Annotated in this window: 19 protein-coding genes and 1 pseudogene; 8 read left to right on the forward strand and 12 right to left on the reverse strand. The window is 73.8% G+C overall.

Annotated elements, in window-relative coordinates:
* Nucleotides 1-168: 168 nt before the first annotated feature.
* Together AH6_RS15265 and AH6_RS46615 are read right to left on the reverse strand one after the other, a co-directional pair.
* Nucleotides 169-1,800, reverse strand: a complete 1,632-nt coding sequence (locus AH6_RS15265) for a ComEC/Rec2 family competence protein (protein WP_281180238.1) — start codon at nt 1,798-1,800, stop codon at nt 169-171.
* 165 nt (nt 1,801-1,965) lie between these two features.
* A pseudogene (locus AH6_RS46615) lies at nt 1,966-2,286 on the reverse strand (ComEC/Rec2 family competence protein); the annotation flags it as partial.
* A 54-nt stretch (nt 2,287-2,340) separates the two neighbouring features.
* Here AH6_RS46615 and AH6_RS45895 point away from each other — a divergent pair.
* A complete protein-coding gene (locus tag AH6_RS45895; RefSeq protein WP_245679315.1) occupies nt 2,341-2,694 on the forward strand; it encodes a hypothetical protein in 354 nt (117 codons plus the stop codon).
* 149 nt (nt 2,695-2,843) lie between these two features.
* On the opposite strand, the gene AH6_RS15275 is transcribed toward AH6_RS45895, so the two are convergent.
* From AH6_RS15275 to hflX, 4 genes are all read right to left on the reverse strand, one after another.
* Nucleotides 2,844-3,677 (reverse strand): ComEA family DNA-binding protein, encoded by an 834-nt coding sequence (locus tag AH6_RS15275; protein ID WP_083982870.1) that lies wholly within the window; start codon nt 3,675-3,677, stop codon nt 2,844-2,846.
* A gap of 68 nt (nt 3,678-3,745) precedes the next feature.
* A complete protein-coding gene (locus AH6_RS15280; RefSeq protein WP_067479881.1) occupies nt 3,746-4,594 on the reverse strand; it encodes a DegV family protein in 849 nt (282 codons plus the stop codon).
* A 48-nt stretch (nt 4,595-4,642) separates the two neighbouring features.
* Complete coding sequence (gene hutI / locus AH6_RS15285; RefSeq protein ID WP_067479883.1) at nt 4,643-5,857, reverse strand: imidazolonepropionase; 1,215 nt, start codon at nt 5,855-5,857, stop codon at nt 4,643-4,645.
* Nucleotides 5,858-6,389: 532 nt separating this feature from the next.
* Nucleotides 6,390-7,820, reverse strand: a complete 1,431-nt coding sequence (hflX, locus tag AH6_RS15290) for a GTPase HflX (protein WP_067479885.1) — start codon at nt 7,818-7,820, stop codon at nt 6,390-6,392.
* 257 nt (nt 7,821-8,077) lie between these two features.
* On the opposite strand from hflX, the gene aceB reads away from it, so the two are divergent.
* From aceB to AH6_RS15315, 5 genes are all read left to right on the forward strand, one after another.
* Complete coding sequence (gene aceB, locus AH6_RS15295) at nt 8,078-9,685, forward strand: malate synthase A (RefSeq protein WP_067479887.1); 1,608 nt, start codon at nt 8,078-8,080, stop codon at nt 9,683-9,685.
* 122 nt (nt 9,686-9,807) lie between these two features.
* Nucleotides 9,808-11,262, forward strand: coding sequence for an FAD-linked oxidase C-terminal domain-containing protein (locus AH6_RS15300; RefSeq protein ID WP_067479889.1), 1,455 nt, complete (start codon nt 9,808-9,810; stop codon nt 11,260-11,262).
* Entirely contained in the window at nt 11,262-12,461 is a 1,200-nt protein-coding gene (locus tag AH6_RS15305; protein WP_067479890.1) for an FAD-binding oxidoreductase, read from the forward strand. The genes AH6_RS15300 and AH6_RS15305 overlap by 1 nt, the downstream gene beginning before the upstream one ends.
* A gap of 2 nt (nt 12,462-12,463) precedes the next feature.
* Nucleotides 12,464-13,762 carry a (Fe-S)-binding protein gene (locus AH6_RS15310; protein ID WP_067479892.1) on the forward strand — a complete coding sequence of 433 codons (1,299 nt, stop codon included), beginning with the start codon at nt 12,464-12,466 and terminating at the stop codon, nt 13,760-13,762.
* Between the two features lie 139 nt (nt 13,763-13,901).
* Nucleotides 13,902-14,627 (forward strand): hypothetical protein, encoded by a 726-nt coding sequence (locus tag AH6_RS15315; protein ID WP_067479894.1) that lies wholly within the window; start codon nt 13,902-13,904, stop codon nt 14,625-14,627.
* A gap of 19 nt (nt 14,628-14,646) precedes the next feature.
* On the opposite strand, the gene AH6_RS15320 is transcribed toward AH6_RS15315, so the two are convergent.
* The 5 genes from AH6_RS15320 to AH6_RS15340 form a co-directional block, all read right to left on the reverse strand.
* Entirely contained in the window at nt 14,647-16,335 is a 1,689-nt protein-coding gene (locus AH6_RS15320; protein ID WP_245679316.1) for an ABC transporter family substrate-binding protein, read from the reverse strand.
* Nucleotides 16,332-18,422, reverse strand: coding sequence for a dipeptide ABC transporter ATP-binding protein (locus AH6_RS15325; protein ID WP_083982872.1), 2,091 nt, complete (start codon nt 18,420-18,422; stop codon nt 16,332-16,334). The genes AH6_RS15320 and AH6_RS15325 overlap by 4 nt, the downstream gene beginning before the upstream one ends.
* Nucleotides 18,419-19,258 (reverse strand): ABC transporter permease, encoded by an 840-nt coding sequence (locus AH6_RS15330; protein ID WP_067479898.1) that lies wholly within the window; start codon nt 19,256-19,258, stop codon nt 18,419-18,421. The genes AH6_RS15325 and AH6_RS15330 overlap by 4 nt, the downstream gene beginning before the upstream one ends.
* On the reverse strand, nt 19,255-20,256 hold the full coding sequence (locus AH6_RS15335; protein WP_067479900.1) for an ABC transporter permease: 1,002 nt from the start codon (nt 20,254-20,256) through the stop codon (nt 19,255-19,257). Before AH6_RS15335 ends, AH6_RS15330 begins: the two co-directional genes overlap by 4 nt.
* 159 nt (nt 20,257-20,415) lie before the next feature.
* Nucleotides 20,416-21,396, reverse strand: coding sequence for a hypothetical protein (locus AH6_RS15340; RefSeq protein WP_218005831.1), 981 nt, complete (start codon nt 21,394-21,396; stop codon nt 20,416-20,418).
* A 105-nt stretch (nt 21,397-21,501) separates the two neighbouring features.
* Here AH6_RS15340 and AH6_RS15345 point away from each other — a divergent pair, with 105 nt between their 5' ends.
* Nucleotides 21,502-22,119: a TetR/AcrR family transcriptional regulator gene (locus tag AH6_RS15345; protein ID WP_067479902.1), complete on the forward strand. Its 618-nt coding sequence runs from the start codon at nt 21,502-21,504 to the stop codon at nt 22,117-22,119.
* A gap of 54 nt (nt 22,120-22,173) precedes the next feature.
* Here the strand turns inward: AH6_RS15345 and AH6_RS15350 are convergent, their stop codons facing one another.
* Nucleotides 22,174-23,796 carry a trypsin-like peptidase domain-containing protein gene (locus AH6_RS15350; protein WP_083982874.1) on the reverse strand — a complete coding sequence of 541 codons (1,623 nt, stop codon included), beginning with the start codon at nt 23,794-23,796 and terminating at the stop codon, nt 22,174-22,176.
* Between the two features lie 224 nt (nt 23,797-24,020).
* Here AH6_RS15350 and AH6_RS15355 point away from each other — a divergent pair, with 224 nt between their 5' ends.
* Nucleotides 24,021-25,985: a sensor histidine kinase gene (locus tag AH6_RS15355; RefSeq protein WP_067479938.1), complete on the forward strand. Its 1,965-nt coding sequence runs from the start codon at nt 24,021-24,023 to the stop codon at nt 25,983-25,985.
* Nucleotides 25,986-26,020: the final 35 nt, after the last annotated feature.

Genomic DNA, 26,020 nt, shown 5'->3' on the forward strand with positions numbered 1-26,020 from the left:
AGGCACCGCAGGACATGGGCACCGCAGGACATGGGCACCGCAGGACATGGGCACCGCAGGACATGGGGGTATCTCAGAGCATCGGGTTCGGGTTCGGGTTCGGGTTCGGGTTCGGGTTCGGGTTCGGGTTCGGGTTTGGGCTCGGGTTCGGGTTTGGGTCAGGGGCGCTCATCCTCTCTGGACGACCGCGAGACCGGCGGCCGTGCGGGTGACGGCGATGTCCCCCGCCTTGTCGGTGCGGTAGACCCGGGTGCCCAGGCCTTGCAGCAGGGACAGCGTCGCCGGGGACGGGTGGCCGTAGTCGTTGTCCTTCCCGACCGAGATCAGGGAGATCGGGGCCCGCGCCGCCGCCAGGAAAGCCCGGTCCTGGCTTCGCGATCCGTGGTGCGGAATCTTCAAGACCTGCACCGGAGGCACCAGCGATGCCAGCGACCGTTGTGCCTCCAGCTCCACATCGGCGGCCAGCAGGGCGCTGAACCCGGGGCTCCGGGCGACCAGCACCAGGCTGGCGTTGTTGATCGTGCTGCCGTCGTCGGTGCCCGCAAGGTGCGGGCCGACCGACAACGGCCCGAGCACCGAGAGCGTGAGATCGGCGACGTTCCAGCGTTGTCCGGGGAGGGCCGCGCGGATGTCCAGGCCCCGGCCGAGCCGTGCTTCGCGGCCGGACGAGCGTGGTGTGGTCAGCGTCGTCCGCACCGCGCGGCCCTGGCGGACGCCCGCGATGCCGTCGATGTGGTCGGCGTGCGGGTGGGTGAGGACCAGCAGCGGCACCTCCCGGACGTCCAGCCTGTCCAGGCACGCGTCGACCGTCCGGGGATCGGGCCCGGCGTCCACCACCACCGCCCGGCCCGGCCCGGCGGCCAGCACCAGGGCGTCGCCTTGCCCTACGTCACAGGCCACCATCGCCCACGACGGGGGCGGCCACCCCCGCATGATCGCGCGTAGCGCGATGACGCCGATCAGCACACCGGCCAGGGCGGCCGCCATGACCAATCGCACGCGGCGAGACCTCAGGGCCAGGACGGCGATCGCACCGGCCACCAGCAGCGACAGTGCTCCCAACCCGCCGTTCTTCCAGGGCACGGTCGCGTACGGCAGCGCGGCGGCCAGGCGGGCGATTCCGGCGATCCAGCCTGCGGCAAGGCCGGCGGGCCACACCACGAACTGCGCCACCGGCACCGTCACCAGCGCCGTCAGCGCGCCGAGCGCTCCCAGCAGCGTCGCGGGTGCGACGGCCGGGGCTGCCAGGAGGTTGGCGGCCAGGGCGACGATGCCGATCTCGCCCGAGAGCATCACCAGGACCGGTGCGACGGCGATCTGGGCGGCCGCTGCCACCGCGACGGCGTCGGCGAGCGGGCCGGGCAGCCGACGGCGCAGGCGGTCCCGCCAGCCCGGGGCCAGCACCAGCAGTCCGGCCGTGGCCAGCACCGAGAGTATGAACCCGTACGACCGTGCCAGCGCGGGGTCGATCAGCACCAGCACCAGTACGGCGGCACTCAGCGCGGACACGCCTTGACGCTGTCGGCCGCTGGTGTAGGCCAGCAGGCCGATCATGCCCATCACCGTCGCCCGCAGCACGCTGGGCTCCGGCCGGGCCACCACCACGAACGCCAGCACCGCGCAGAGCACCACCGGGGGCGCGGACCGGCGGTCCAGTCCGACCGCCCGGCACAATCCCATGACCGCCCCGATGACGATCGCCAGGTTCGCGCCCGACACCACCAGCAGGTGTGTCAGCCCGGCCGTCCGGAACTGCTCGGCGAGCCGGGGGTCGAGGCGCGAGGTGTCGCCGACGACCATGCCGGGCAACACGCCCCGCTGGTCGGGCGGCAGCCGCTCGGTCGCCTGCCGCAGCCGCGCGCGGACCGTCTCGGCCGCGCGCTGGACCGTCGAGGGCGCGCCGAGAAGCGACGGCGGGCCCCGGACGGCCACCACGGCGGCCAGCAGTTCGCCGCCGCGCGGCGGCTCCAGCCGCCCGGTCAACCGCACCCGCTGGCTCGGCAACAACCCGCGCCACTGCGGGTCTCCGGCGATCAGCAACACCGGAACCCGGACCCCGGTCCGCCGCCCGTCACGCCACAACGCCTCGGCACGCGCCCGCACCAGCAGGATCATCCGCCCTGTGCCACGCGTGACCTGCGGATCTGCAGTGACCACGGCTTCGACCGTCACCCGTTCCTTGGCCTTGGCCACTTCCCTGACCGGTCCGCTCGCCACCGCCGAGCCCCGCAACCCGACCCCGACCGCCGACGCCGCCGCACACACCAGGACCATCCCCATCACTCCTTGCCATCGCCTTCGCTCTCGCTGCTGGTGGCTCCGGCTTCCGTCATGGCTCTGATGCCGTCTGCGGCTTCCGTCCCCGCGCTGGCCCCAGAAGCCGTTCCGCCGCTGGTCCCGCTCCTGACCTTGGTCATGTCCCTGGTCGTGGTCGTAGCCCTGTTCCTGGTCCCGGTCGTGGTCGTGGTCCTGTCCGTCGTTGTAGCCCTGTTCCTGGTTCCGGTCGTGTCCGTGGTCGTGGCTATCTCCCTGACCGTGCTCGTATCCCCGGCCGTGGCCCTGTCCCTGGTCGTGGCCGCGTCTCTGCCGCTGGCTCGCTCCTGGCCGCAGGTACAGCCATGGCTGACGCCATGGGCGCGGGCGCCGGTGGAACCGTCGCGGGAGAGGCTGGCGGGTGCGGCGGGCTTTGGTTAGTAGGGCCAGGGCGGTCAGGGTTGTGGCGGCTGCGGTCGTGTAGGCGATGAGCGGGGAGAAGCCCAGCGTCAGGGCCGCTGTCAGCCAGACCGCCAGGGCCGGGGCCACCAGGTGCAGGTCAGGGCCCCGTTCTGGAGGGTCGGGGGTGCTCATATCCGCACCATCGGTTTCAGTTCCGCGAAGCGGCGGGCGCCTATGCCCGTGACCTCCTGGAGTTGTTCCACCGAGCGGAAGCCGCCGTGCTGGGTGCGGTACTCCACGATCCGCTGGGCCAGCACCGGGCCCACGCCGGGCAGCGCGTCCAGTTCGGCGGCCGAGGCGTTGTTGAGGTCCACGTTCGTCGTGCCGCCGGTAGTGGAGGGGGCGGTGTCTGCGGCGGGTTGGTTCGGGGGTGGGGTCGGAGCAGGGACGCCTACCGGGATCTGTTCGCCGTCTTGCAGCTTGCGGGCGAGGTTCAGGGTGCCCGTCGTCGCGTCCGGGCGCGTTCCGCCTGCGGCTTTGATCGCGTCCGCGATGCGTGATCCGGTGGGGAGGGAGATCACGCCGGGGTCTTTCACCTTGCCGAAGACGTGGACCGTCACGTTGGTCGAAGGAGAGGGCAGGGGTTGGGGCGTTTGGGGGTCGGGCGACGCGGACGGAGCTGACTGGACGGAGGGGGCCGGTTCTGGTGTTGGGCGGGCCATCCATAGGTACGCGACCGCCGCCAGGGCCGCGATCACGCCGATCACGATCAGCGTGCGGATGCTCCTCGGGCCCGGGTCCAGGTCGTCGATGCCGGGAATGCGGACGCTCTTCGGGCCCGCGAGCAGGTCCTTGGTCGTGGGCACGCGAGGGCCAGGTTCTTCGGCCGCCGGGATGCGGACACGTTCGGGCGGGTCCGGCGAGGACCGTAAGTGCGCGGCGGGCGGGGCGTTGCGCGGTGGACCCAGAGGTGTGCCCTCGCCGAACGGGGTGGGGCGGCGCAACCGGTCGTGGAGCTTCATGCGTTCGACGGTAGGCAGGCGGGCGGTGGGGCGGAAGGGGTTTCGCCCGCCTGTGGATAACCGATCGTTTAGCGGGGCAGTTGGGGCGCCACCACCACGCCCAGCATCCCCGGACCCACGTGCGCGCCGATGACGGGGCCCACCTCGCCCAGGTATATGTCCTCGACGTTCGGGATGCGTTCCCGCAGCCGGGCGGCCAGCGTCTCCGCGCGGCCCTCCGCCGCCAGGTGCTGCACGCCCAGGTCCACGGGACGGTCGCCCGCCTCCGCGACCGCCAGCTCCGTCAGGCGCGCCAGCGCGCGAGAGGACGTGCGCACCTTCTCCAAAGGGGCGATCTTGCCCTGGTCGATGCCCAGCAGCGGCTTCACCATCAGCGCCGAGCCCAGCAGGTTCGCCGCGGCCCCGATGCGGCCGCCGCGCCGCAGGTGTTCGAGGGTGTCCACATAGAACAGGGAGCGGGACTCGTCGGCCCGCCGCTGCGCCGCCGCGACGGCCCCGGCCGCGTCCTCGCCGCGCAGGGCCGCGGCCGCCGCCGACAGGGCCGCGAACCCCAGGCCCAGGCCGATGGTGCCGCTGTCCACCACGTGCACGGGGACCGGCGCCTCCTCGGCCGCCATGCGGGCCGCCTCCACCGTGCCCGACATCGCCGCCGACAGGTGCACCGAGACGATCTCCCGCGCGCCGCCGCCCGCCGCCGCCTTGTAGGCGTGCGCGAACCGTTCGGGGGCCGGGCGCGAGGTGGTGACCGGCTGCCACTCCTTCAGCGCCCGCGCCGCCTCGGCCGTGGTCAGGTCGTCCTCGTCGCGGACCGCGCCGCCGATCGCGATCTGCAGGGGGACCACCGTCAGGCGGTGCCGCTCGACGAGGTCGGCGGGAAGGTAGGCGGTGGAATCGGTGACGACCGCGACCGCGCTCATGGAAGCGAACCTACCCCCTGGCGATGCCGCCGTCGTCACGGGCCGATGTCAGGGCTGGACCGGCGCGCCGCCGCGCCACACCCGCAACGCGCGCAGGCCGAACGCCCACGCGAACGCGCCCTCGTGGTCGGCGTCCCACAACACGATGTCGGCCAGCATCCCCGGCGCCAGCGAGCCCCGGTCGCCGACCCGCAGGGCGGCCGCGCCGCCGAGCGTGGCCGCGCGCAGCGCCTCGGTGACCGACAGGCCGTACATCGCCACCGACAGGCCGATGACCAGCGGCATCGAGGTGATGCCGCACTGGCCGGGGTTGTGGTCGGTGCCGAGCGCCACGGTGACGCCGCGGTCGAGCATCGCGCGGACCGGGGCGGGCGGCCGGGAGCTGTTGAGGGCGCTGCCGGGGCAGACGGTGGCGGTGACGCCGGCGTGCGCCAGGGCCTTGATGTCGTCCTCGTTGGCGTGGGTCAGCAGGTCGGCCGACGCGCAGCCGACCTCGGCGGCGACCTGGGCCGCGCCGACGCGCTCGTTGGCGCAGGCGTGCATGCGGGCCTTCAGCCCGGCGCGCTTGCCGGTCAGCAGCAGGGCGCGGGCCTCCTCGGCGGTGAAGTGGCCCTCGTCGCAGTAGACGTCGATGGAGTCGGCGCCCGCCGCGGCCGCGTCGCCCGCCCACAGCCGCACGGCCTCGATGTAGTCGCGGCGGCGGCCGAAGAACTCCGGCGGCAGGATGTGCGCGGCCAGGAAGGTGGCGTGCACGCGCGGCATCGACGGCTCGCCCTCCAGCGAGCGCAACATGCGGATGTCGGCCAGCTCGCCGTCGCGGGTCAGGTGGTAGCCGGTCTTGGCCTCGACGGTGGTGGTGCCCGCCAGGATCCACTGGCGCAGCCGCTCGCGGACCGCGTTGCAGAGCGTCCAGGGGTCGGTGCCGCGGGTCACGGTGACGGTGGAGTTGACGCCGCCGCCCGCGGCGGTGATGGCCGAGTGGGACGACCCGGAGGTGCGCATCGCCAGTTCGGCCCAGCGGTTGCCCGCGTAGACCGGGTGCGAGTGGGCGTCGATCAGCCCGGGGGTGACCAGGCCGCCGCCGAGGTTCTCCACGTGGTCGACGTCGACGATGTCGTCGATGATGCCCGGCACGCTCTGCGGGAGGTCCGAGGCGGGGCCGGCCCACACGATGCGGTCGTCGTGGATGAGGACGGCGGCGTTGCTGCAGACGTCGGTGCCCGTCCAGAGCCGGCCGATGTTCGTCAACAGCCGTACCGTCATAGGGTCACCGACCCGAGGGGGACGAAGCGGCGCGGGCCGCGGTACCGGACGCCATGGGAGGGGCCACCTGCTCTCGATCCGCAACGCCGACTGGGTGCCGGCGGTTCACCGTTGGAGGGTCGGTGGCCGGGTGGCCACCATGAGCAACGAGACCGCAGATATCGGTTTCGTCACGGTAGTGCACTGAAGGCCCGCCCGACAACCTCTGGCCGGCAAACGCGGGAGCCCAGCGATAAGTTCCGGCGGCGCGGGCGGCGGCCCGCGGGCGGCGGCGGGAACGCGGATCGGGCCAGGCCACCACGGCACAACAACCGGACAAAGTACGCAAACCTCTTGTTAATTCGTGAAAGTTTCCGGCCGTCGAGCATGTCGCCATCACCCCGCCCCTTAGTCATAAGACCGTACGGAATCCGGAAGGCGCGTCAAGCGGAATGGAGAAGCTGTCACCGTTCGGCGACCGGGTCTTCGCGAAATCGGGGCGCGCACGCGTCGGCCCGGCCGGTTTCCCGGCCGGGCCGACGGCGTCGTGCGCTCAGGAGGTGGTCGCCGCCACCTCGAACGGGGCCAGCTCCCCCGCCAGGTCGGCCGGGACCCGCGCGTGCAGCGCCGTGCCCTCGGCCTGGTGCTCCTGCGCCAGCACCTCGCCGCGCTCGTGCACCTGGGTGACCAGGTCGCCGCGCCCGTAGGGCAGCAGGACCCGCACCTCGGCGTCCAGGCCCGGCAGCCGCTCCTCGATCACGGCGCGCAGCTCCTCGATGCCCTGCCCGGTACGGGCCGACACCACGACGCTGTTGGGCTCGCGGCGGCGCAGCCGGGCGATCGCCAGGTCGTCGGCGGCGTCGGCCTTGTTGATGACCACCAGTTCGGGCACCTTGTCGGCGCCGATCTCGCGGAACACCTCGCGCACCGCGTCGAGCTGGGCCTCGGGGTCGGCGTCGGAGCCGTCCACCACGTGCAGGATCAGCCCGGAGTCGGACACCTCCTCCAGGGTGGAGCGAAACGCCTCGACCAGCTGGTGCGGCAGGTGCCGGACGAATCCGACGGTGTCGGCCAGCGTGTAGGCGCGCCCGCCCGGCGTCTCGGCCCGGCGGACGGTCGGGTCGAGGGTGGCGAACAGCGCGTTCTCCACCAGCACGCCCGCGCCGGTCAGCCGGTTGAGCAGCGAGGACTTGCCGGCGTTGGTGTACCCGGCGATGGCGACGGCGGGCACCGCGTTGCGGCGGCGCTCGCCGCGCTTGGTGTCGCGCGACTTGCCCATCTCGGCGATCTGGCGGCGCAGCTTGGCCATCCGGGTGCGGATGCGCCGCCGGTCCAGCTCGATCTTGGTCTCACCGGGGCCGCGGCCGCCGATGCCGACGCCGCCGGCGGCCCGGCCGCCGACCTGCCGGGACAGGTTGCCGCCCCAGCCGCGCAGCCGCGGCAGCAGGTAGTTGAGCTGGGCCAGCTCGACCTGCGCCTTGCCCTCGCGGCTCTTGGCGTGCTGGGCGAAGATGTCGAGGATCAGCGCGGTGCGGTCGATCACCTTGACCTGGACGGTCTCCTCCAGGTGCCGCAGCTGGCTGGGCGCCAGCTCGCCGTCGCAGATGACGGTGTCGGCGCCGGTGGAGATCACCACGTCGCGCAGCTCGGCGGCCTTGCCCGAGCCGATGTAGGTGGCCGGGTCGGGACGGTGGCGGCGCTGGACCAGGCCCTCCAGCACCTCCGAGCCGGCCGTCTCGGCCAGCAGCGCGAGCTCGCGCAGGGAGTTGTCGGCCTCCTCGGCCGTGCCGTCGGTCCAGACGCCCACCAGGACGACCCGCTCCAGGCGCAGCTTCCGGTACTCGACCTCGGTGACGTCGGTGAGCTCGGTGGACAGGCCCGCCACGCGGCGCAGTGCCCGGCGGTCCTCCAGGTCGAGGTCCCCGGTCATCGGCTCGTCGTCGAAGGGGTCCAGGGTGTGGTCTTCAGAGAAAGGTTCAGTCATATGTCCTCTGTAGAACGCCGCGGTGCGGCCGTGTCTTCCCGCGGATCGTCTCACGCTCCGCGACCGCGGGGCATTCGATTATCCCGCCACGTCCGGGGCATGCCCCGGATCGGACCCGCTGACCCCTCCCGACCTCCTCGCATGGGGCGAAGGGCGTGGTCAAGGCCACCGGGACCCGCTTTGACCCGGCTCCGTACCGGCGAGTAGCGTTCTCCACGGAACAGAAGTGAAATTTCACGATGCGAAAGGGCAGGCGGATGGCTGCACTCGAAGGCGTGGAGATGACGGGCCCCCTCCACGAGCGGTACGACGAGATCCTGACGCCCGAGGCGCTCAGCCTGCTCGCCCACCTCCAGCGGGAGTTCGGCGCCCGCCGCAAGGAGCTGCTGGAGGCCCGCGCCGAGCGGCAGCGCAAGCTGTCGGCCGGGGGCACCCTGGACTTCCTGCCCGAGACCGCGGGCGTGCGCTCCGACGAGACCTGGCGGGTGGCCGAGCCCGCGCCGGGCCTGGTGGACCGCCGGGTCGAGATCACCGGCCCGACCGACAAGAAGATGACCATCAACGCCCTCAACTCGGGCGCCAAGGTGTGGCTGGCCGACTTCGAGGACGCCAACACCCCGCTGTGGAACAACATGATCGAGGGCCAGCTCAGCCTGCGCGACGCCCTCGACCGCACCATCGACTTCACCGACCCGAAGTCGGGCAAGTCCTACGCGCTGAAGGCCGACGAGGAGCTCGCCACCATCGTGGTGCGCCCGCGCGGCTGGCACATGGAGGAGAAGCACCTGCTGGTCGACGGTGAGCCGATGTCCGGCTCGCTGTTCGACTTCGGCCTGTACTTCTTCCACTGCGCGCGCCGCCAGCTGGACAAGGGCAAGGGCCCCTACTTCTACCTGCCGAAGATGGAGTCGCACCTGGAGGCCCGCCTCTGGAACGACGCCTTCAACCTGGCGCAGGACCACCTGGAGATCCCGCGCGGCACCATCCGCGCCACCGTGCTGATCGAGACCATCCCGGCCGCGTTCGAGATGGAGGAGATCCTCTTCGAGCTGCGCGACCACTCGGCGGGCCTGAACGCCGGCCGCTGGGACTACCTGTTCTCGGTGATCAAGAAGTTCCGGGACCGGGGCGCCGACTTCATCCTGCCCGAGCGCAACTCGATCACGATGACCGCGCCGTTCATGCGCGCCTACACCGAGCTGCTGGTGAGCACCTGCCACAAGCGCGGCGCGCACGCCATCGGCGGCATGGCCGCGTTCATCCCGTCCCGCAGGGACGCCGAGGTGAACAAGGCCGCGCTGGAGAAGGTCCGGGCCGACAAGACCCGCGAGTCCGGCGACGGCTTCGACGGCTCCTGGGTCGCCCACCCCGACCTGGTCCCGGTCTGCCGCGAGGTCTTCGACGGCGTGCTGGGCGACAAGCCCAACCAGCGCGACCGGCGGCGCGAGGACGTCACCGTCTCGGCCGGCGACCTGCTCAACATCAAGGCGACCCCGGGCGACATCACCGAGGCGGGCCTGCGCGGCAACATCGACGTCGCGCTGCGCTACCTCGCCGCCTGGCTGAACGGCTCGGGCGCGGTCGCCATCCACAACCTGATGGAGGACGCGGCCACCGCCGAGATCTCCCGCTCCCAGGTGTGGCAGTGGATCTACAACGGCATCTCCACCAAGGAGGGCCGCAAGATCACCAAGGAGTGGGTGGCCGAGCTGCTGGACGAGGAGCTGGCCAAGATCCGCACCGAGCTGGGCGACGCCTACGACGAGCCCGGCTACAACGAGGCCGTCGAGCTGTTCAAGCAGGTCACCCTGGCCGACGAGTACCAGGAGTTCCTGACCACCCCGGCCTACGTGCACTTCCCGTAACGGCACCCGCGCCCGCCGCGCACGCGCGCGCAGGCGCACCCGCCCGGCCGCCCGGACCAACCGGTCCGGGCGGCCGGAGCACACTCGTTCAAGTCCTTCGGGGGGCGTGGAAGGGTGGCTGTATGAGTACCTCGCTCGCGCGGTTGGCCGAGCGGTTCACCGCGCTGCTGGGCCCCGACGGGGTCATCACCGATCCGGTCCGCCTGCGCACCTACGAGTGCGACGGGCTGACCAACCACCGCGCGACGCCCGGCGTGGTGGTGCTCCCCGAGTCCGCCGAGCAGGTCGCCGCCGTCGTGCGCGCGTGCGCGGCCGAGGGCGTGCCGTACGTGGCGCGCGGCTCGGGCACCGGCCTGTCGGGCGGCGCGCTGCCCCGCACCGACGGCGTCCTGATCGTCACCGCCCGGATGCGCCGCGTCCTGGAGATCGACATCCCCAACCAGCGGGCGGTGGTCGAGCCCGGCGTGATCAATCTCGACGTGACCCGCGCCGTCCGCGCCGACGGCTACTACTTCGCGCCCGACCCCTCCAGCCAGCAGATCTGCTCGGTCGGCGGCAACGTGGCCGAGAACTCCGGCGGCGCGCACTGCCTGAAGTACGGCTTCACCGCCCACCACGTGCTGGCCTGCGAGATCGTCACCCCGGACGGCGAGATCACCGAGCTGACCGCCGACGGCCCCGGCTACGACCTGCTCGGGGTGTTCGTCGGCGCCGAGGGCACCCTCGGCATCACCACCAAGATCACCGTCCGGCTGACCCGCGTGCCCGAGACCGTGCAGACCCTGCTGGCCGCCTTCGACTCCATCGAGTCCGGCGGCACGGCGGTGTCGGCGATCATCGGCGCGGGCGTGGTGCCCGCCGCGATCGAGATGATGGACGCCCTGTCGATCGAGGCCGCCGAGGCCGCGGTGAGCTGCGGCTACCCGCCCGGCGCGGGCGCGGTGCTGATCGTGGAGCTGGACGGCCCGGACGCCGAGGTCGCCCACCAGTTCGCCGAGGTCGAGCGATTGTGCCGCCAGGCGGGCGCGTTCGAGATCCGCATCGCCGCCGACGACGCCGCCCGCGCGCTCATCTGGCGCGGCCGCAAGTCGGCGTTCGCCGCCGTCGGCCGGATCAGCCCCGCCTACCTGGTGCAGGACGGCGTCATCCCGCGCACCGCGCTGCCCCGGGTCCTCGGCCGCATCGACGCGCTGTCGGCCGAGTCGGGCGTGCGCGTCGCCAACGTCTTCCACGCGGGCGACGGCAACCTGCACCCGCTGGTGTTGTTCGACGACGCCGAGCCGGGCGCGGCCGAGCGCGCCGAGGAGGTCTCCGGCGCGATCCTGGACCTGTGCATCGAGCACGGCGGGTCCATCACCGGCGAGCACGGCGTGGGCGTCGACAAGTCCCGCTACATGCCCCGCATGTTCACCGACACCGACCTGGACACCATGCAGATGGTGCGCTGCGGGTTCGATCCGGCGGGGTTGTGCAACCCCGGCAAGGTCTTCCCCACGCCGCGCCTGTGCGGGGAGGTCCCGGGCGTCCGCAAGGGCGTGCACCCCCTCGTCGAGCAGGGAAAGGCGGACCTGTTCTGATGACGGCACCGATCGACTCCCTGGCGAAGGTCTGCGGCGACGTGCGCGCCGCCGGACCCGAGGACGGCGTGCTCGGCGCGGTCCCGCGCCTGGTGGCGGCCCCCGCGACCGTGGCCGAGGCCGCCGAGGTGATGCGCGCCGCCGCCGAGCTGGGCCTCGCGGTCGTCCCGCGCGGCATGGAGACCCGCCTGGACTGGGGCCTGCCGCCCGAACGTTGCGACCTGCTGGTGGACACCGCCCGCCTGGACCGGATCGTCGAGCACGAGGCCGGGGACCTGGTGGTCAAGGCCGAGGCGGGCGTGCGGCTCGGCGACCTCGCCGCCGCCCTCGCCGAGCACGGCCAGCGCCTCGCCCTGGACTCCCCGCTGCCCGGCGCGACGGTCGGCGGCACCGTCGCCACCGGCTCGGCCGGGCCGCTGCGGCTGCTGTACGGCTCGCCGCGCGACCTGGTCATCGGCCTGACGATCGTCCGGGCGGACGGCAGGATCGCGCGCTCGGGCGGCAAGGTCGTCAAGAACGTCGCCGGATACGACCTCGGCCGCCTGTTCGCCGGCTCCTGGGGCACGCTCGGCCTGATCGTCGAGGCCACCTTCCGGCTGCACCCGATGCCCGCCGCGGCCGCCTACGTCTCCACCGTCGTCCCCGACCCCGCCGCCGCGCACGAGGCCGTCCAGTCCGTGCTGCACTCCCCCGTCGCGCCCAGCGCCGTCGAGTGCGCCGCCACTCCGGACGGCATCGCGGTCGGCGCCCTGCTGGAAGGGGTCCCCGACGGCGTGACCGCCCGCTCGGGCCAGGTCAACGACCTGTTCGGCGGCGGCGCGCGCGTCGAGCAGGAGCCGCCCGCCTGGTGGGGCGGCTACCCCGACGGCACCACCCTCATCGAGATCACCGCGCCGCCGACCGCCCTCGCGCACGCCGACTGGCTCACCGGATCGGCGACGTGGAGCGCGGCCGGGCGCGGCCTGCTCGGACTCCCCGGCGACCTGACCCCGGAGCGGGCCGCCGAGACACTGGAGGGCCTGCGCGCCGCGCTCGCCCCGCACAAGGGCGGCGCGGTCGTCCGCTACGCCCCCGAACCCGTCCGCGACGCGCTGGACGTGTGGGGCCCCGTGCCCGCGCTGTCCCTGATGCGCCGCGTGAAGGACCAGTTCGATCCGGAGCGCCGGTTGTCCCCCGGCCGCTTCGTGGGAGGGATCTGACCATGGGCGCCCCGGAAGAACTGCCGAAGCTCCTCAACGACTGCGTGCACTGCGGGTTCTGCCTGCCGACCTGCCCCACCTACGTGTTGTGGGGCGAGGAGATGGACTCCCCGCGCGGCCGCATCCACCTGATGCAGCAGCACCAGGAGGGCGCGCCGCTCAGCGACGCCATGGTCGGCCACTTCGACGCCTGCCTCGGCTGCATGGCGTGCGTGACGTCCTGCCCGTCGGGCGTGCAGTACAACCGGCTGATCGAGATGACGCGGGCCGAGGTGGAGCGCGAGCACCCCCGCTCCGCCGCCGACCGCGCCATCCGCGAGATGATCTTCAGCCTGTTCCCCTACCCCCGGCGGTTGCGCGCGCTGCGCGGCCCGCTGCGCCTCTACCAGCGCACCGGCCTGGACCGCCTGGTGCGCCGCAGCGGCGTCCTGGAACGGCTGTCGCCGTCGCTGGCGGCGATGGAGCGCCTGGCCCCGCCGCTCGGCAAGGCCCCCCGCCTGCCCGGTTTCGTCGCCGCGCGCGGCGAGCGCCGCGCCACCGTGGGCATGCTCACCGGCTGCGTGCAGCGCGAGTTCTTCCCCGGCGTCAACGCCGCGACCGCCCGCGTCCTGGCGATGGAGGGCTGCGACGTCGTCATCCCCAAGTCCCAGGGGTGCTGCGGCGCGCTGTCGCTGCACTCGGGCCGCGAAGACGAGGCCCGCGCCTTCGCCCGCCGCACCATCGCCGCGTTCGAGCGGGTCGAGGTCGTCGTGGTGAACGCGGCGGGCTGCGGCTCCTCCATGAAGGAGTACGCCGACCTGCTCGCCGACGAGCCCGCCTGGGCCGGCCGCGCCGAGGCGCTGTCGGCCAGGACGCGGGACCTGGCCGAGTACCTCGTGGAGCTGGGGCCGCGCGCCGAACGGCGGCCACTACCGGTCACCGTCGCCTACCACGACGCCTGCCACCTCGCCCACGCCCAGGGCGTGCGGGCCCAACCGCGCGCCCTGCTGGCGGGCATCCCGGAGCTGACCGTCCGGGAGATCACCGACCCCGGCGTCTGCTGCGGATCGGCCGGGACCTACAACCTCCTCCAGCCCGAGGCGGCCGCCCAACTGGGCGACCGCAAGGCCGCCAACGTCCGCGACACCGGCGCGGAAGTGCTGGTCGCGGCCAATCCCGGCTGCTCCATGCAGATCGCCGACGCGCTGGGCCGCCAGTCCGGCGGAAAGGGCGTGCCGATGGCCGTCGCGCACACCGCCGAGGTGCTGGACGCGTCGTTGCGGGGGCTCGGCCCGGAGGTGTTCCGCGCCCGCACTTCGTGATCTTCAGGCGGGAACGCCGCCCCTTTCCGCACGTGCGGGTGCCCGTCACGAGTGTTCCGGACGTCTTGTATCGTGTTCGCGCTTGAGACAGGACGCGCTTACCGAGGCTGGACAGGCCCCCGAGAGCCCAGGGAAGAACATGTCCAACAGCTACCGTTCGCACCGCCGCAGGAAGAAGAAGAGCAACGCCGGTCGTCTCGGGCTGGCGGGCGCGCTCACCGGCGTGGTCGGCATCGCCGCGGTGGCGGTCGGGATCATGGTGATGCGCCCGGACGGCGGCGGCGCGGACCCGGCCGCTCCCCCGGCGGCGGCCTCGGGCGGGCAGCAGGACGAGGGGGGCGGCGCCATCCCGGCCGCGGGGTCCGCGCCCAAGACCGGCGCCCCGCTCAGCCTCACCACCCCCGAGGGCTACGGGTACGGGCTCGCGGCCGTCAAGGCGGGCACCGACGGCCACCCCCTCGACAGCAGCAAGCCGTCCCCGGCCGGGTCGGGCTACGCCTACGCCGACTACGTGCTCACCAACAACCAGCGGCGGCCGGTGCTGCTGGACTTCCCCGCCGACCTGTTCCTGCCCAAGGACCGGGTGCCCGCCTCGGCCCAGGAGCGCTGCATGCCGCAGCCGGGCGTGCCGTCGGCCATGTGCACGCTGCCCAACCACAGCAAGGTGATCGCCCGGCTGAACGGGTCCCGGCCGCCGGTCAAACAGGACGACGACACCTTCATCCCGGCCGGCGCGTCCTACCTGGTGCGGATCGCCACCGACCTGCCGGTCAAGGACGGCCTGGCCGACTCCGACGTCAAGCTGTACGTGTGGGAGACCCGCTTCACCAACGACCGCAAGGGCATCGAACTGTCCTTCCCCTGACCGGGGAACGGTCGAAGAACTAGCGGGGACCGGTGAACCCGATGTCCTCGTAGGCCGTCTCGTGGAACCCGCCCGCGCCCAGGTTGGCCAACCCGCCCCGGGTCGCGACGATCTGCGGGCGCTGGTAGAGCGGCAGCACGATCGCCAGCTCCCAGATGAGCCGGTCGGCCTCGTTCACCAGCCGCCGGGCCTTCGCCTGGTCGATCTCGCCGATCGCGCGGTCCATCGCCGCGTCGATCCTCGCCGTGCCCGCCCGCGCGTAGTTCTGCTGGATGCGCGCGCCGCGCGGCCGGGCGAACACCGAGCGCAGCGGCGACAGCGGGAACGAGGTGCCGAGCCACGAGAACGGCACGATGTCGAAGTCGCCCGGCGTGACGTACCGGTCGAACAGGTCGTCGGTCGGCACCGGCCGGATGTCCACCCGGACGCCGACGCGCTCCAGCAGCGCCCGCGCCAGCTCGGCCTCCTGCTTGCCGCCCGGCACGGTCGCCGGGATCACGAACCGCAGGGCCAGCGTGCGCCCGTCCTTCACCCGGTACTCGCCGCGCGGCGCCCAGCCCGCCTGGTCGAGCAGCCGCCGGGCCCGTTCCGGGTCGTAGCGGCCGAGGTCGCCGGAGTTGTCGCGGTAGCCCTGCTGGGTGTTGACGAAGAAGTGGTTGCCGAGCGTGCGCTCGGGCCAGCCCAGGTCGGCGAGGTCGGAGCGGACGATGACGCGCCGGTCGACGGCCAGCATGATCGCGCGCCGCACCCGGACGTCGCGCAGGAAGGGCCCGGCGGCGTTGAGGGTGAAGTGCCGCCAGTCCGGCGCCCCCGCGCGCCGCACCACCGCGCCCGGCACGTGCTCGGCGCGGCGCAGCGCGCTCGCGTCCACGCCGATGTCCATCAGGTCGATCTCGCCGTTGGCGAACGCGCCCGGCATCGCGGCGGTGTCCATGGTGCGGAACACGATCCGGTCGAGCTTGGCGGGCCGCCCCCACCAGCCCGGGTCGCGCTCCAGCGTGACGGACTTGGCGGTCCGGTCGATGCGCGCCACCCGGAACGGCCCGGCGCTCACCGGCACCCGGTCGCTCCAGCCGCCGTTGAACACCGCCGGGTCGGCGCAGGTGGACGCCGGGTACAGCGGGCTGAACAGGCTGCGCCAGTCGGCGTAGGGGCGGGCGAAGACCACCTTCACCTCGTGCGGCCCGGCCCCGCGGCCGATCTTCCGGATGCGCTCGTACCCGGTGGCGTTGGAGATCTGGAAGCGGGGGTCGCGGCCCGACAACGCCCGCGCCTGCGCGACGAAGTCGGCCGGGCCGATGGGCCTGCCGTCCGACCAGCGCGCCTTGGGGTTGAGCCGGTAGACCACCACCTGCTGCGGCTTGGTGCTCACCACCCGCGCCGACCGCAGGTACGCCGGGACGGGGTGCGGCACGGCCTTGGCGTCCGAGCGCATCAGGTAGGGCAGCACGCCCTGGACGACCTGCTCGACCACGCCGCGGCTGCCGTTGACGTGGTGGAAGTTCCACTGCGTGGGGAACTCCGGCAGCGGCCAGCGCAGCGTGCCGCCGTCGCGGACGCGGTCGCGCGGCATCGGGTTGACGTCGGAGCCGGGCGGGCGGTCCGCGGCGGGCGCGGGCGGGGCGCCGCCCCCGCCCTGGCATCCGGCCGTCACGGCGGCGCAGCCCAGCACCGCCGCCATCGTCGCCGCTCCGCCGCGCGGCCTCACCGCTCCCCCGGATGGTGGCAGGCGACGCGCCGGTCGGCGTCCCGGGCGGGGCGGTGCGGCTCAGGGTCGGTGGTCTCGCACAACCGCCGCCGGTCGCCGTCGAGCGCGGCGTAGCGGGGGCAGCGGGGCCGGAACCGGCAGCCCTCGGGCGGCGCGGCCGGGTCGGGCGGGTCGCCGGGCAGCGGCGGGACGCGGCGGCGGCGCTCGCGGGCCGGGTCCGGCGACGGGACGGCGTCCAGCAGCGCGCGCGTGTAGGGGTGGGCGGGGGCGGCGTAGAGGGCGTCGGCCGCGCCCAGCTCGACCAGCCGCCCCTGGTACATCACCGCGACCCGGTCGGCGACCTGCCGGACCACCGCCAGATCGTGGGCGACCAGCAGGTAGGCCAGGCCCAGCCGGGTCTGGAGGTCGGCCAGCAGGTTCATGATCCCGGCCTGGACGGAGACGTCGAGCGCGGCGACCGGCTCGTCCAGCAGCAGCAGGCGCGGCTCCAGCGCCAGGGCGCGGGCGATGCCGACGCGCTGCCGCTGCCCGCCCGACAGGCCGTGCGGGTAGCGGCCCGCGTACACCGGATCGAGGCCGACCAGGTCCAGCAGCTCCCGGACGCGCTCGCGCCGCCGGGCGCGGGGCACGCCGTGGGCCGCCAGGGGCTCGGCGAGGATCGACGCGACGCGCATCCGGGGGTCCAGGGAGGCGAACGGGTCCTGGAACACCACCTGGAGGTCGCGGCGCAGGGCCTTGCGGCGCGCGGCGGTCAGCGCGGCGGTGTCCTGCCCGAACACCGTGACGGCGCCCTCCTGCGGGGCCGCCAGCCGCAGGATCTCCATCAGGGCGGTGGTCTTGCCGCAGCCCGACTCGCCGACCACGCCGAGCGTCTCGCCCTCGCGCACGTCGAAGGCGATGCCGTCCACGGCGCGCACGGTCCCGGCGCGGCGCTTGAGGAACGTCCCGCCGTAGATCGGATGGTGCCGCACCAGGCCGTCCACCTCCAGCACGACGGGGCGCTCGTCGCGGGGCGGGCGGCGCGGCGCGGGCGGCGGCACGGGCACCGGGAAGATCTCGGCACGGCCCTCGGTGGCGTCGGCGCGCACGCAGGCGGCCAGATGCCCGGGGCCGACCGGGACCGGCGGGGGCACGGCGTCGCGGCAGCGCGGTTCGGCGATCGGGCAGCGCGGCGCGAACGCGCAGCCGTCGTCCGGCGCGGTCGCGGGCGGCGGCGCGCCCTCGACCGGCACCGGCCGGACGCGCGGTCCCGCCACGCGCGGCAGGGACTTCAGCAGCCCGATCGTGTACGGCATCCGGGGCCGGGCGTAGACCTCCCCGACCGGCCCGGACTCCACCGCGCGCCCGGCGTACATGACCATCACCCGGTCGGCGAACCCGGCCACCACGCCGAGGTCGTGGGCGATCAGCACGATGGCCGCGCCGGTGGTCTCCTTGGCGACCCGCAACACCTCCAGCACCTGCGCCTGGATGGTGACGTCCAGCGCGGTGGTGGGCTCGTCGGCGATGATGGCGACCGGGTCGTTGGCGATCGCCATCGCGATCATCACGCGCTGCCGCATGCCGCCGGAGAACTCGTGCGGGTAGGCCCGCGCGCGGCGCGCCGCGTCGGGGATGCCGACCAGGTCCAGCAGCTCGACGGCGCGGGCGCGGGCGGCGGCGCGGGTCGCGCCCGCGTGCACCCGGATGGTCTCGGCGATCTGGTCGCCGACGGTGTGCACGGGGGTCAGCGCCGACAGCGGGTCCTGGAACACCATCGCGAGGTCCTTGCCGCGCACCCGCGACAGCTCCGCGTCGGGACGGCCCAGCAGCTCGCGGCCGCGCAGCCGCACCGACCCCTCGGCCCGCGCGCCGGGCGGCAGCAGGCCGACGGCGGCCAGCGCGGCGGCGGACTTGCCCGAGCCCGACTCGCCGACGACGCCGAGGACCTCGCCGGGGCCGACGCTGAAGTCCAGCCCGCGCACCGCGCGCACGCCGGGCTCGTAGGTGACGCGCAGATCGGTGATCTCCAGCACCGGCGGCGGGCCGGGCGCCGTCCCCGGCGCGGTCCGGGCGAAGGGGCCGGGTCCGGCCTCGCGCCCGTTCACCGGGCCCGCCCGGAGGTCGGGTCGAGCGCGTCGCGCAGGCCGTCGCCCAGCAGGTTGACCGCCAGCACGATCAGCACCAGCAGCCCGGCGGCGAACCCCGCCAGCCACGGGTAGGCGGTGGCGGCGGAGCCCCCGTCGGCGATCACCGTGCCCAGCGAGGTGTCGGGCGGCCGCACGCCGAACCCGAAGTAGGACAGGCCGCTCTCGGCGATGACGGCCACGCTGACGTTCAGGCTCGCGTCCACGGCCAGCAGCGACGCCAGGTGCGGCAGGATGTGCCGGGCCAGCACGCGCGGGGTGGACGCGCCGGTGAAGCGGGCCGCCAGCACGTACTCGCGCTCCTTCAGCGAGATCGTCATGGCCCGCACCACGCGCGCGGTGACCATCCACAGGAACGCCGAGAGCACCGCCACCAGCACCAGCGGGCGGCCGTCGCGCAGCAGCGGCGACAACACCGCCACCACCAGGAACGCCGGGAGCACCAGCAGCAGGTCCACGCCCCACATCAACATCCGGTCGGTCCAGCCGCCGACGAAGCCCGACACCATGCCGACCAGCGCCGCCAGCCCGGTGGACAGCACCGCCACCAGCAGGCCGATGACCAGGGACTTCTGCATCCCGCGCAGGGTGAGCGCGAACACGTCGCGGCCGCTCTGGGTGGTGCCGAACCAGTGGTCGGCCGACGGCGGGCGGCGGAAGGCGGTGAAGTCGGTGTCCTCCCAGCCCCACGGCGACACCGCCGGACCGGCGAACGCCAGCGCGAACAGCAGCGCCAGCAGGACCGCCCCGGCGGTGGCCCGCCGGTTGCGGCCCAGGGCGCGCACGACCGCGGTCACGGCGCGTCCCCGGTCCGCACGCGCGGGTCCAGCGTCCCGTGCAGGACGTCCGAGACCAGCCCGGCCAGCAGCACCGCGACCGCGGCGAAGCAGTTGACGGCGGCGACGACGTGGACGTCGCCGCGCGTGATGGAGTCGATCAGCCACTCGCCCAGGCCGTGCCAGCCGAAGATCTTCTCCACGAACACGCCGCCGAGCAGCAGCAGGCCGAAGGTGTAGGCGAAGTAGGTGGTCATCGGGATCAGCGCGGTGCGCAATCCGTGCCGCAGCACCGCCGACCGGTGGCGCAGGCCCTTGGCGCGGGCGGTCCGCACGAAGTCGGCGGTCAGGACGTCCAGCATCATGCTGCGCTGGTAGCGGCAGTAGAGGGCGAGCTGGGCGAGCGCGATCGTGGCGGTGGGCAGCAGCAGGTGCCGCACCCGGTCGCCCAGCCCGCCGAGCGCGCCGAAGGTGCCCTCGGACGCGCCGGGCCCGGTCTCGCCCAGCCACTCGAAGACCTGCACGCCGGTGACGTCGTTGACCTTCTGCGCGGCCGACTGGAGCAGCACCGCCAGCACGAACACCGGCGCCGACAGCAGCAGGTAGGAGCCGAGCGTGATGAGCCGGTCGGGGGCCCGGTGCTGCCGGACCGCCGCGTAGGCGCCCAGCAGGACGCCCAGCGCGCAGCCCGCCACGGTGCCGGCCAGCAGCAGCCGCAGGCTCACCCACGTGCGCCGCCACAACTCGGCGGTGACCGGCTCGCCCTGCCAGGTGCGGCCGAAGTCGCCGCGCAGGACCCCGGCGCCCCAGGTGAGGTAACGCTCCGTGAGCGGGACCTCGTCGTTGAGGTTGAGCCGCGACAACTCTGCGTCCACGACGGCGTCGGGCGGCCGGGGGACACGGTCCTCGAAGTTGGCACGCGGATGCAGCGCGGTGGCCGCCAGCAGGTAGGCGAGGCTGGCGGCCAGCACGACCAGCACCGCGTAGTTGGCCAGACGCCGCAGCAGGAAACCCGCCATTCTCCCTCCTCCCCCGCGCGCGTGAGGTCAGTTACGGAATGCTACTGATCGATCACTTGCGGCGCAGGAGGTCCGGCGAGGCGTCACCAAATGTGATCGAATGGTGACCCGGCCGCAAAGGCGCAGGTCACCGTTCGGTTCAGGAGGACGGGCGAGGGCTCAGGAGGCGAGGGCGGGTTCGCGGTCGGCGGCGGGCGCCGCCTCGGCGCGGCGGCCGCGCAGCACGCCCACGCCGATCAGGGCGAACCCGGCGGCGGCCCAGACCGCCAGGACGGCGATCGGCCCGGCCGAGCCCGCGCCGTCGAAGAAGGCGACCGAGCGCAGCAGGGTGGCCGCCGCGCCGGGCGGCAGGAGCTGGCCGAGCGCGCCCCACGGCTCGGGCAACATCTCCGGCGCCGAGGTCGCGCCCGACAGCGGGTTGCCCAACAGCAGGAGCGTCAGCGCGCCGATCCCGATGCCGGCGCGGCCGACGGCGGCGGCGAGGCCCGCCACGGTGCCGGTCACCGCCAGCAGTGTCAGGGCGATCACGGCGGCGATGGCCCAGTAGGAGCCGGGCAGCAGCGACAACCACGTCTGGGCGATCAGGGTGCTGCCCAGCCCGCCGAGCACCGCGAAGGCCGCCACCCCGGCGGCGCGGGCGCCGAGGCCGGGGACGACGAAGGTCAGCAGCACGGCGGCGGCCAGCCCGGACATGATCAGCGGCAGCGCCAGGGTGCCGAAGGCGGCGCCGCGCGGGTCGTCGGGGTCGGCGGCGACCACGTCCTGGACGGGCGCGGCGGGGCTCTGGGAGAGCTGCTGGGCGAGCTGGCCGAGCAGCTGGGAGGCCGTCGGCGAGGCGGCGGAGGCGACGAGCACGCGGGGGCCGGCGGGGGTGGTGACGATGGCGCCGTACGCCTCGTGGTCGGCCAGGGCGCGGCGGGCGGCGGCCTCGTCGGGGAGGGTCTTCACCGCGAAGGCGCCGGGCCGTTCCTGCTCCAGGCGCTCGGCGACGGCGGCGGCCTGGGGACCGGCCGTCACCAGGGGCAGGTCGCGCGGGGCGACCCGGGAGGCGGGCCAGGAGAAGGCCAGGATCATGAGCATCTGCAGCACCGCGGCGGCGAGGGCGACGCCCGCGGCGCGCTTGGCGAGAGAGGAGGACACGGTGACTATCTCCAGAAAATCGGATGTTCGTTCTCTTTTATCGCCCGTATCCTCACATGGCGGGTCGCGCTGGTCAAGAACGAATGTTCGTTTTATATTCGCCGCATGCCACGAGTCAGCGAAGAGCACCTGGAACGCCGCCGCCAGCAGATCCTCGACGCCGCCCGGGTCTGCTTCATCCGCAAGGGCGTCCACGAGACGTCGATGCAGGACATCTTCGCCGAGTCCGGCCTGTCGGCCGGGGCGGTCTACCGCTACTTCAAGAGCAAGAACGAGATCATCGGGGCCATCACCGTCACCGTGATCGGCGGCCTGCAGCACTTCTTCGACGAGCTCGCCTCGGCCGACCCGCCGCTGCCGCTGGACGAGGTCGCCGCGCGCTTCGCCGAGCGCGTGGTGACGATGGCGACCGCGACGGGCCCGGTGCGGCTCGCGCCGCAGGCGTGGGCGCTGGCGCTGTACGACCCGGAGCTCGGGCAGCACGTGCGGGCGACCATGTCGCGGCTGCGCGACACCTGGATCGCCTACGCGCGGCGGCTGGTGGAGGCCGGTCTCCTGCCCGCCGGGACCGACGCCGAGGCGGTGGGCAAGACGTTGTTCGGGCTGATCCCGGGGTTCCTGCTCCAGCTCCTGCTGCTGGAGGACATCACGCCCGCCGACGTGCGGACGGGGATCCGGGCGCTGCTGCGGCACACCATGACCGTGGTACCCGAGGGCACATGAAAAGGTGCGCCACGGCGGGGCCCCTCCCCTGCCATGGCGCACCGGCTCGGACCGCTACCAGGGCGGGCGCGGCACCCCGGGCGGCTGGGCCCCCATCGGGCCCTGCGGGGACGGCATCGGCGTGCCCTGCGGCATGGGCGCCCCGTGCTGCACGGGCCGTCCCGGCGGCGGGCCGACGGGGCCGAACGGCCCGTCCTGGCCCGGCAGCGGTCCCAGCGGCGGCAGCACGCCGTTCGGCATCGGGCCCTGGGGTGTCCCGAACCCGCCCCCATGGGGGTTCGCCGGACGCCGCCTGCGCCGCACCAGCAGCAGCACCATCAGCCCGCCCGCCAGCAGCACCGCCGCGGTGATGCCCGCGATGAGCAGCCAGGTGCTCGCCGGCAGCGGCGTCTCGTCCTTGCCGTCGGTGATGGCGGTCTGGGAGTCGCTGATGTACTTGGCCACGTACGGGTGGCCCGGGTAGAGGTTCTGGACCTCCTTGAACTTGGGGACCGCGTTCTTGTAGTGCTTCTTGAAGAACGAGTCCAGCGCCTGGTTGTAGGCCGCCGAGGTCGCCGACATCGCCGGGCGCACGTTCTTCTCGCGCAGCTTCTCCTTGACGACGCTGACCGGCAGCACCAGCTGCTGGTTCTGCGCCGACTGGCCGTCGGCGCCCTGCATCCCCGCGATGAGGATGCCCACGACGCGGCCGGAGTCGCTGAAGACGGGGCCGCCGGAGTTGCCGCCGTAGGCGGGGGCCTGCGTCTGGATGTAGGGGACGCCGCCCTGCGTGGTGCGCTGGGCGTTGTAGGGGCCCTGGGTGAAGGTCGGCTGGAGGCGGCTGTCCACGCTCAGCGTCCCGTTGCCGGTGACGGTGCCGGGGAAGCCGTCGATGTAGAGGGTGTCGCCGACCTGCGCGTCCCGGTCGTCGCCGAGGTCGAGGGTGGGCAGGTTCTGCTGGTTGCCGACCTTCAGCAGCGCCACGTCCTTGCCGGGGTAGGACTCGCCGGCGGCGACCACCTCGGCGGGCAGCTCCTTGGCGGTCTTGTCCACGCCGCCGCCCGGCATGCTCTGCAGCACGCTGGTGGACTGGGTGAGGCCGTCCATCTTCAGGTGGCCGGCGTTGAAGGAGGCGAACATCGTCGCGCTCATCCGGTTGAGCTCGTCGTCGGCGCGCACGCCCGACAGCAGCGCCTTGACGTTGGCCGCGTCGCCCCGGGCGAGGTCGGTCAGCGCCTGCTTGGCGAAGGTCTGGGCGATCTGCTTCTGGTCGGGCTTGACGCAGTGCGCCCCGGTGACCATGTAGCCGTCGGCGGTGACCCACCAGCCGGTGCAGGTGGCGGCGGTCTCGGCCTTGACCACGCGGTCCGGCCCGATCGGCTCCAGGTACTCGTTGACGTCCTTGGCCATGCGGCCGATGAGCGCCTTGGCGATGTTCAGCTTGTCGCGCGGGATCTCGCCCCGCAGGACGTCCTGGGTGACCTCCTGCGTCAGCCGCTTGAAGTTGCCGTCCCGCAACCCCACCGACGGGACGGTCAGCTCCGCCGCGTACTTGGTGAGCAGGAGCTGGACCGCCGGGTGCGACCGGGCCGCCAGCCGGGTCGCCGCCGGGACCTTCGCGTCCTCCGCCCAGGACACCCCCGGTAGCGCCAGCACCGCCAGCCAGGTCGCGATCAGAGCCCCCATCACTCTGCGCATCGTGTGCTCCCGTCCTTTCCCGCCCGGTGGTGGCGGGCGTCCCCCGACGCGCCGCCTCTCGACCCCGTCAGTGTCGGCGGGACGCCGTCCCGCCGTCCTGAGGCGGCCGCCCTTGGGACATCAGGACACCTATCGGGACGTTCTGCCCGGCCACAACCGGATCCGCGGTGGGTCTCCGGCGGCGGAGGTTTTAACATTCCATTACTTTCGGACCGGGGGTGTGCATGGTGGAACGCGAGCGCGGGGCCGCCCGGACGGCCTTACTGCTCGTCGCGGCGGCCTTCGGCATGGTCGCCGCCTCGCTGCTGCTGCGCGCCGGCCTGCCCGGTGACCTGCGGCAACCGCTGTGGCACCCCGAGGTCGTGGTCGCGCTGACCTACACCCCGGCGGCCGCGCTGCTGCTGCGGCACCGCCCCCGGCTGCGCGTGGGCTGGCTGGTGATGGCGGCGGGCGTGGCGGCGTCCGTCTACGTGCTGGCGCTGCACCTGGGGCCGTGGTTGCGGCGGGGCGGGCACCCGGGCGCGGGCCTGTTCGAGTGGCTGGGCCTGTGGGTGTGGGCGGTGGACTTCTACCTGCTCGTGCTCGTGCTGCCGCTGATCTTCCCGGACGGGCGGCTGGTGTCGCGCCGGTTCCGCCCGGTGCTGGCCGTGGCGTGCGCGATCCCGCTGGTGGTGTGCGTGCACCTGACCGTCGATCCGGGTATCCGGCGGTTCGACGGCGGGGTGGCGGTGTACCCGCTGGGCGCGGTGCCCTGGCCGATCAGCGTCACGATCCTGGCGACGCTGGCGGCCGCGCTGGGCTCGGTGGTGCTGCGGTTCGTGCGGGCCTCGCCGGAGGTGCGGCGGCAGATCGCGTGGGTGATGTACCCGGGCGTGCTGGCGCAGGCGGTCAACATCACCGGGCAGACCACCCCGATCACCAACACGCTGCGCGACCTGATCACCGCGGCGGTGCCGGTGTGCGTGGTCATCGCCATCACCAAGTACCGGCTGTACGACATCGACGTGGTGGTCAACCGCACGCTGGTCTACCTGGGCCTCGCCGCGGTGATCACGGTGGTGTACTTCTCGCTGGTCGGCGCGGTGGGGCTGGTGGCGTCCGGCTCGGGCGAGGCGGCGGGCCTGATCGGCGCGATCGCGGCGGGCGCGGTGTTCGCGCCGGTGCGGCGGTCGTTGCAGCGCACCGTGGACCGGATCATGCACGGCGAGCGCGACCCCTACCGGCTCGCCGACCAGCTCCAGCGCCGGTTGCAGACCGCCGCCGACCCGGCCGCCGCGATGGCCGCGGCGGCGGGCCTGGTGCGCGCGGCGCTGCGCGCGTCCGGCGTGGTGGTGGAGGTGCTGGACCGCGACGGCCGGGTCTCCTCGGTGGTGCGGGAGGGCGCGCTCGGCGACCGGCCCCGGCTGGTCCCGCTGGTGTGGCACGGCGAGCCCGTCGGGCGGCTGCTGTTCGACGTGTCGCGCTCGCCCGACGCGCGGCTGGCGGGCATCCTGGCCCGCAACCTCGCCGAGCTGGCCAACGCGACCCGGCTCGCCGCCGACGTGCAACGCTCGCGCGAGCGCATCCTGCGCACCCGCGAGGAGGAGCGCCGCCGGCTGCGCCGCGACCTGCACGACGGGCTCGGCCCGACGCTGGCCAGCCTGGCGATGACGGTGGACACCGCGCGGCTGACCCTCAAGCGCGACCCGGAGGCGGTGGACGCGCTGCTGGAGGAGCTGCGCGCCACCATGGGCCGCACGATCGGCGACATCCGCGAGCTGGTGTACGGCCTGCGCCCGCCCGCGCTGGACGACCTGGGCCTCGCGGGCGCGATCAAGGCGCTGGGCGGGGTGGTCGCCACCGGCGACGGGCCCCGGGTGAGCGTGCGGGTGGAGGGCGACCCGGACGCGCTGGAGGCGCTGCCCGCCGCGGCCGAGGTCGCGGCGTACCGGATCGTCCAGGAGGCGCTGACCAACGTGCACCGGCACGCCCGCGCCGACTCGGCGTTCGTGCGGCTGCACCTCAACGGCGACCTGCACGTGACGGTCGGCGACGACGGCGTGGGGATGAGCCCGCAGGCGCGCGCGGGCGTCGGCATGTCCTCGATGCGCGAGCGCGCGGCCGAATTGGGCGGCTCCTGCACGGTGGCGCCGGGGCCGGAGGGCGGCACGGTGGTATCGGCGCGGCTGCCGGTCGGCGGATCGTCCTGATCCCGGCCTGACCTGGGCCTGAACCCGGTGGGAGG

The sequence above is a fragment of the Actinomadura hibisca NBRC 15177 genome (assembly GCF_001552635.1).
GTDB lineage: Bacteria > Actinomycetota > Actinomycetes > Streptosporangiales > Streptosporangiaceae > Spirillospora > Spirillospora hibisca.

Excerpts from the sequence above, each read along its gene's own strand:
- hutI (WP_067479883.1), bottom strand. The coding sequence starts at position 5,857 with ATGACGGTACGGCTGTTGACGAACATCGGCCGGCTCTGGACGGGCACC.
- AH6_RS15305 (WP_067479890.1), top strand. The coding sequence starts at position 11,262 with ATGACGGCACCGATCGACTCCCTGGCGAAGGTCTGCGGCGACGTGCGC.
- AH6_RS15335 (WP_067479900.1), bottom strand. The coding sequence starts at position 20,256 with ATGGCGGGTTTCCTGCTGCGGCGTCTGGCCAACTACGCGGTGCTGGTC.
- aceB (WP_067479887.1), top strand. The coding sequence starts at position 8,078 with ATGGCTGCACTCGAAGGCGTGGAGATGACGGGCCCCCTCCACGAGCGG.
- AH6_RS15275 (WP_083982870.1), bottom strand. The coding sequence starts at position 3,677 with ATGAAGCTCCACGACCGGTTGCGCCGCCCCACCCCGTTCGGCGAGGGC.
- AH6_RS15280 (WP_067479881.1), bottom strand. The coding sequence starts at position 4,594 with ATGAGCGCGGTCGCGGTCGTCACCGATTCCACCGCCTACCTTCCCGCC.
- AH6_RS15265 (WP_281180238.1), bottom strand. The coding sequence starts at position 1,800 with ATGGTCGTCGGCGACACCTCGCGCCTCGACCCCCGGCTCGCCGAGCAG.
- AH6_RS15300 (WP_067479889.1), top strand. The coding sequence starts at position 9,808 with ATGAGTACCTCGCTCGCGCGGTTGGCCGAGCGGTTCACCGCGCTGCTG.
- AH6_RS15310 (WP_067479892.1), top strand. The coding sequence starts at position 12,464 with ATGGGCGCCCCGGAAGAACTGCCGAAGCTCCTCAACGACTGCGTGCAC.
- AH6_RS45895 (WP_245679315.1), top strand. The coding sequence starts at position 2,341 with ATGCCGTCTGCGGCTTCCGTCCCCGCGCTGGCCCCAGAAGCCGTTCCG.
- AH6_RS15350 (WP_083982874.1), bottom strand. The coding sequence starts at position 23,796 with ATGCGCAGAGTGATGGGGGCTCTGATCGCGACCTGGCTGGCGGTGCTG.
- AH6_RS15315 (WP_067479894.1), top strand. The coding sequence starts at position 13,902 with ATGTCCAACAGCTACCGTTCGCACCGCCGCAGGAAGAAGAAGAGCAAC.
- hflX (WP_067479885.1), bottom strand. The coding sequence starts at position 7,820 with ATGACTGAACCTTTCTCTGAAGACCACACCCTGGACCCCTTCGACGAC.
- AH6_RS15355 (WP_067479938.1), top strand. The coding sequence starts at position 24,021 with ATGGTGGAACGCGAGCGCGGGGCCGCCCGGACGGCCTTACTGCTCGTC.
- AH6_RS15345 (WP_067479902.1), top strand. The coding sequence starts at position 21,502 with ATGCCACGAGTCAGCGAAGAGCACCTGGAACGCCGCCGCCAGCAGATC.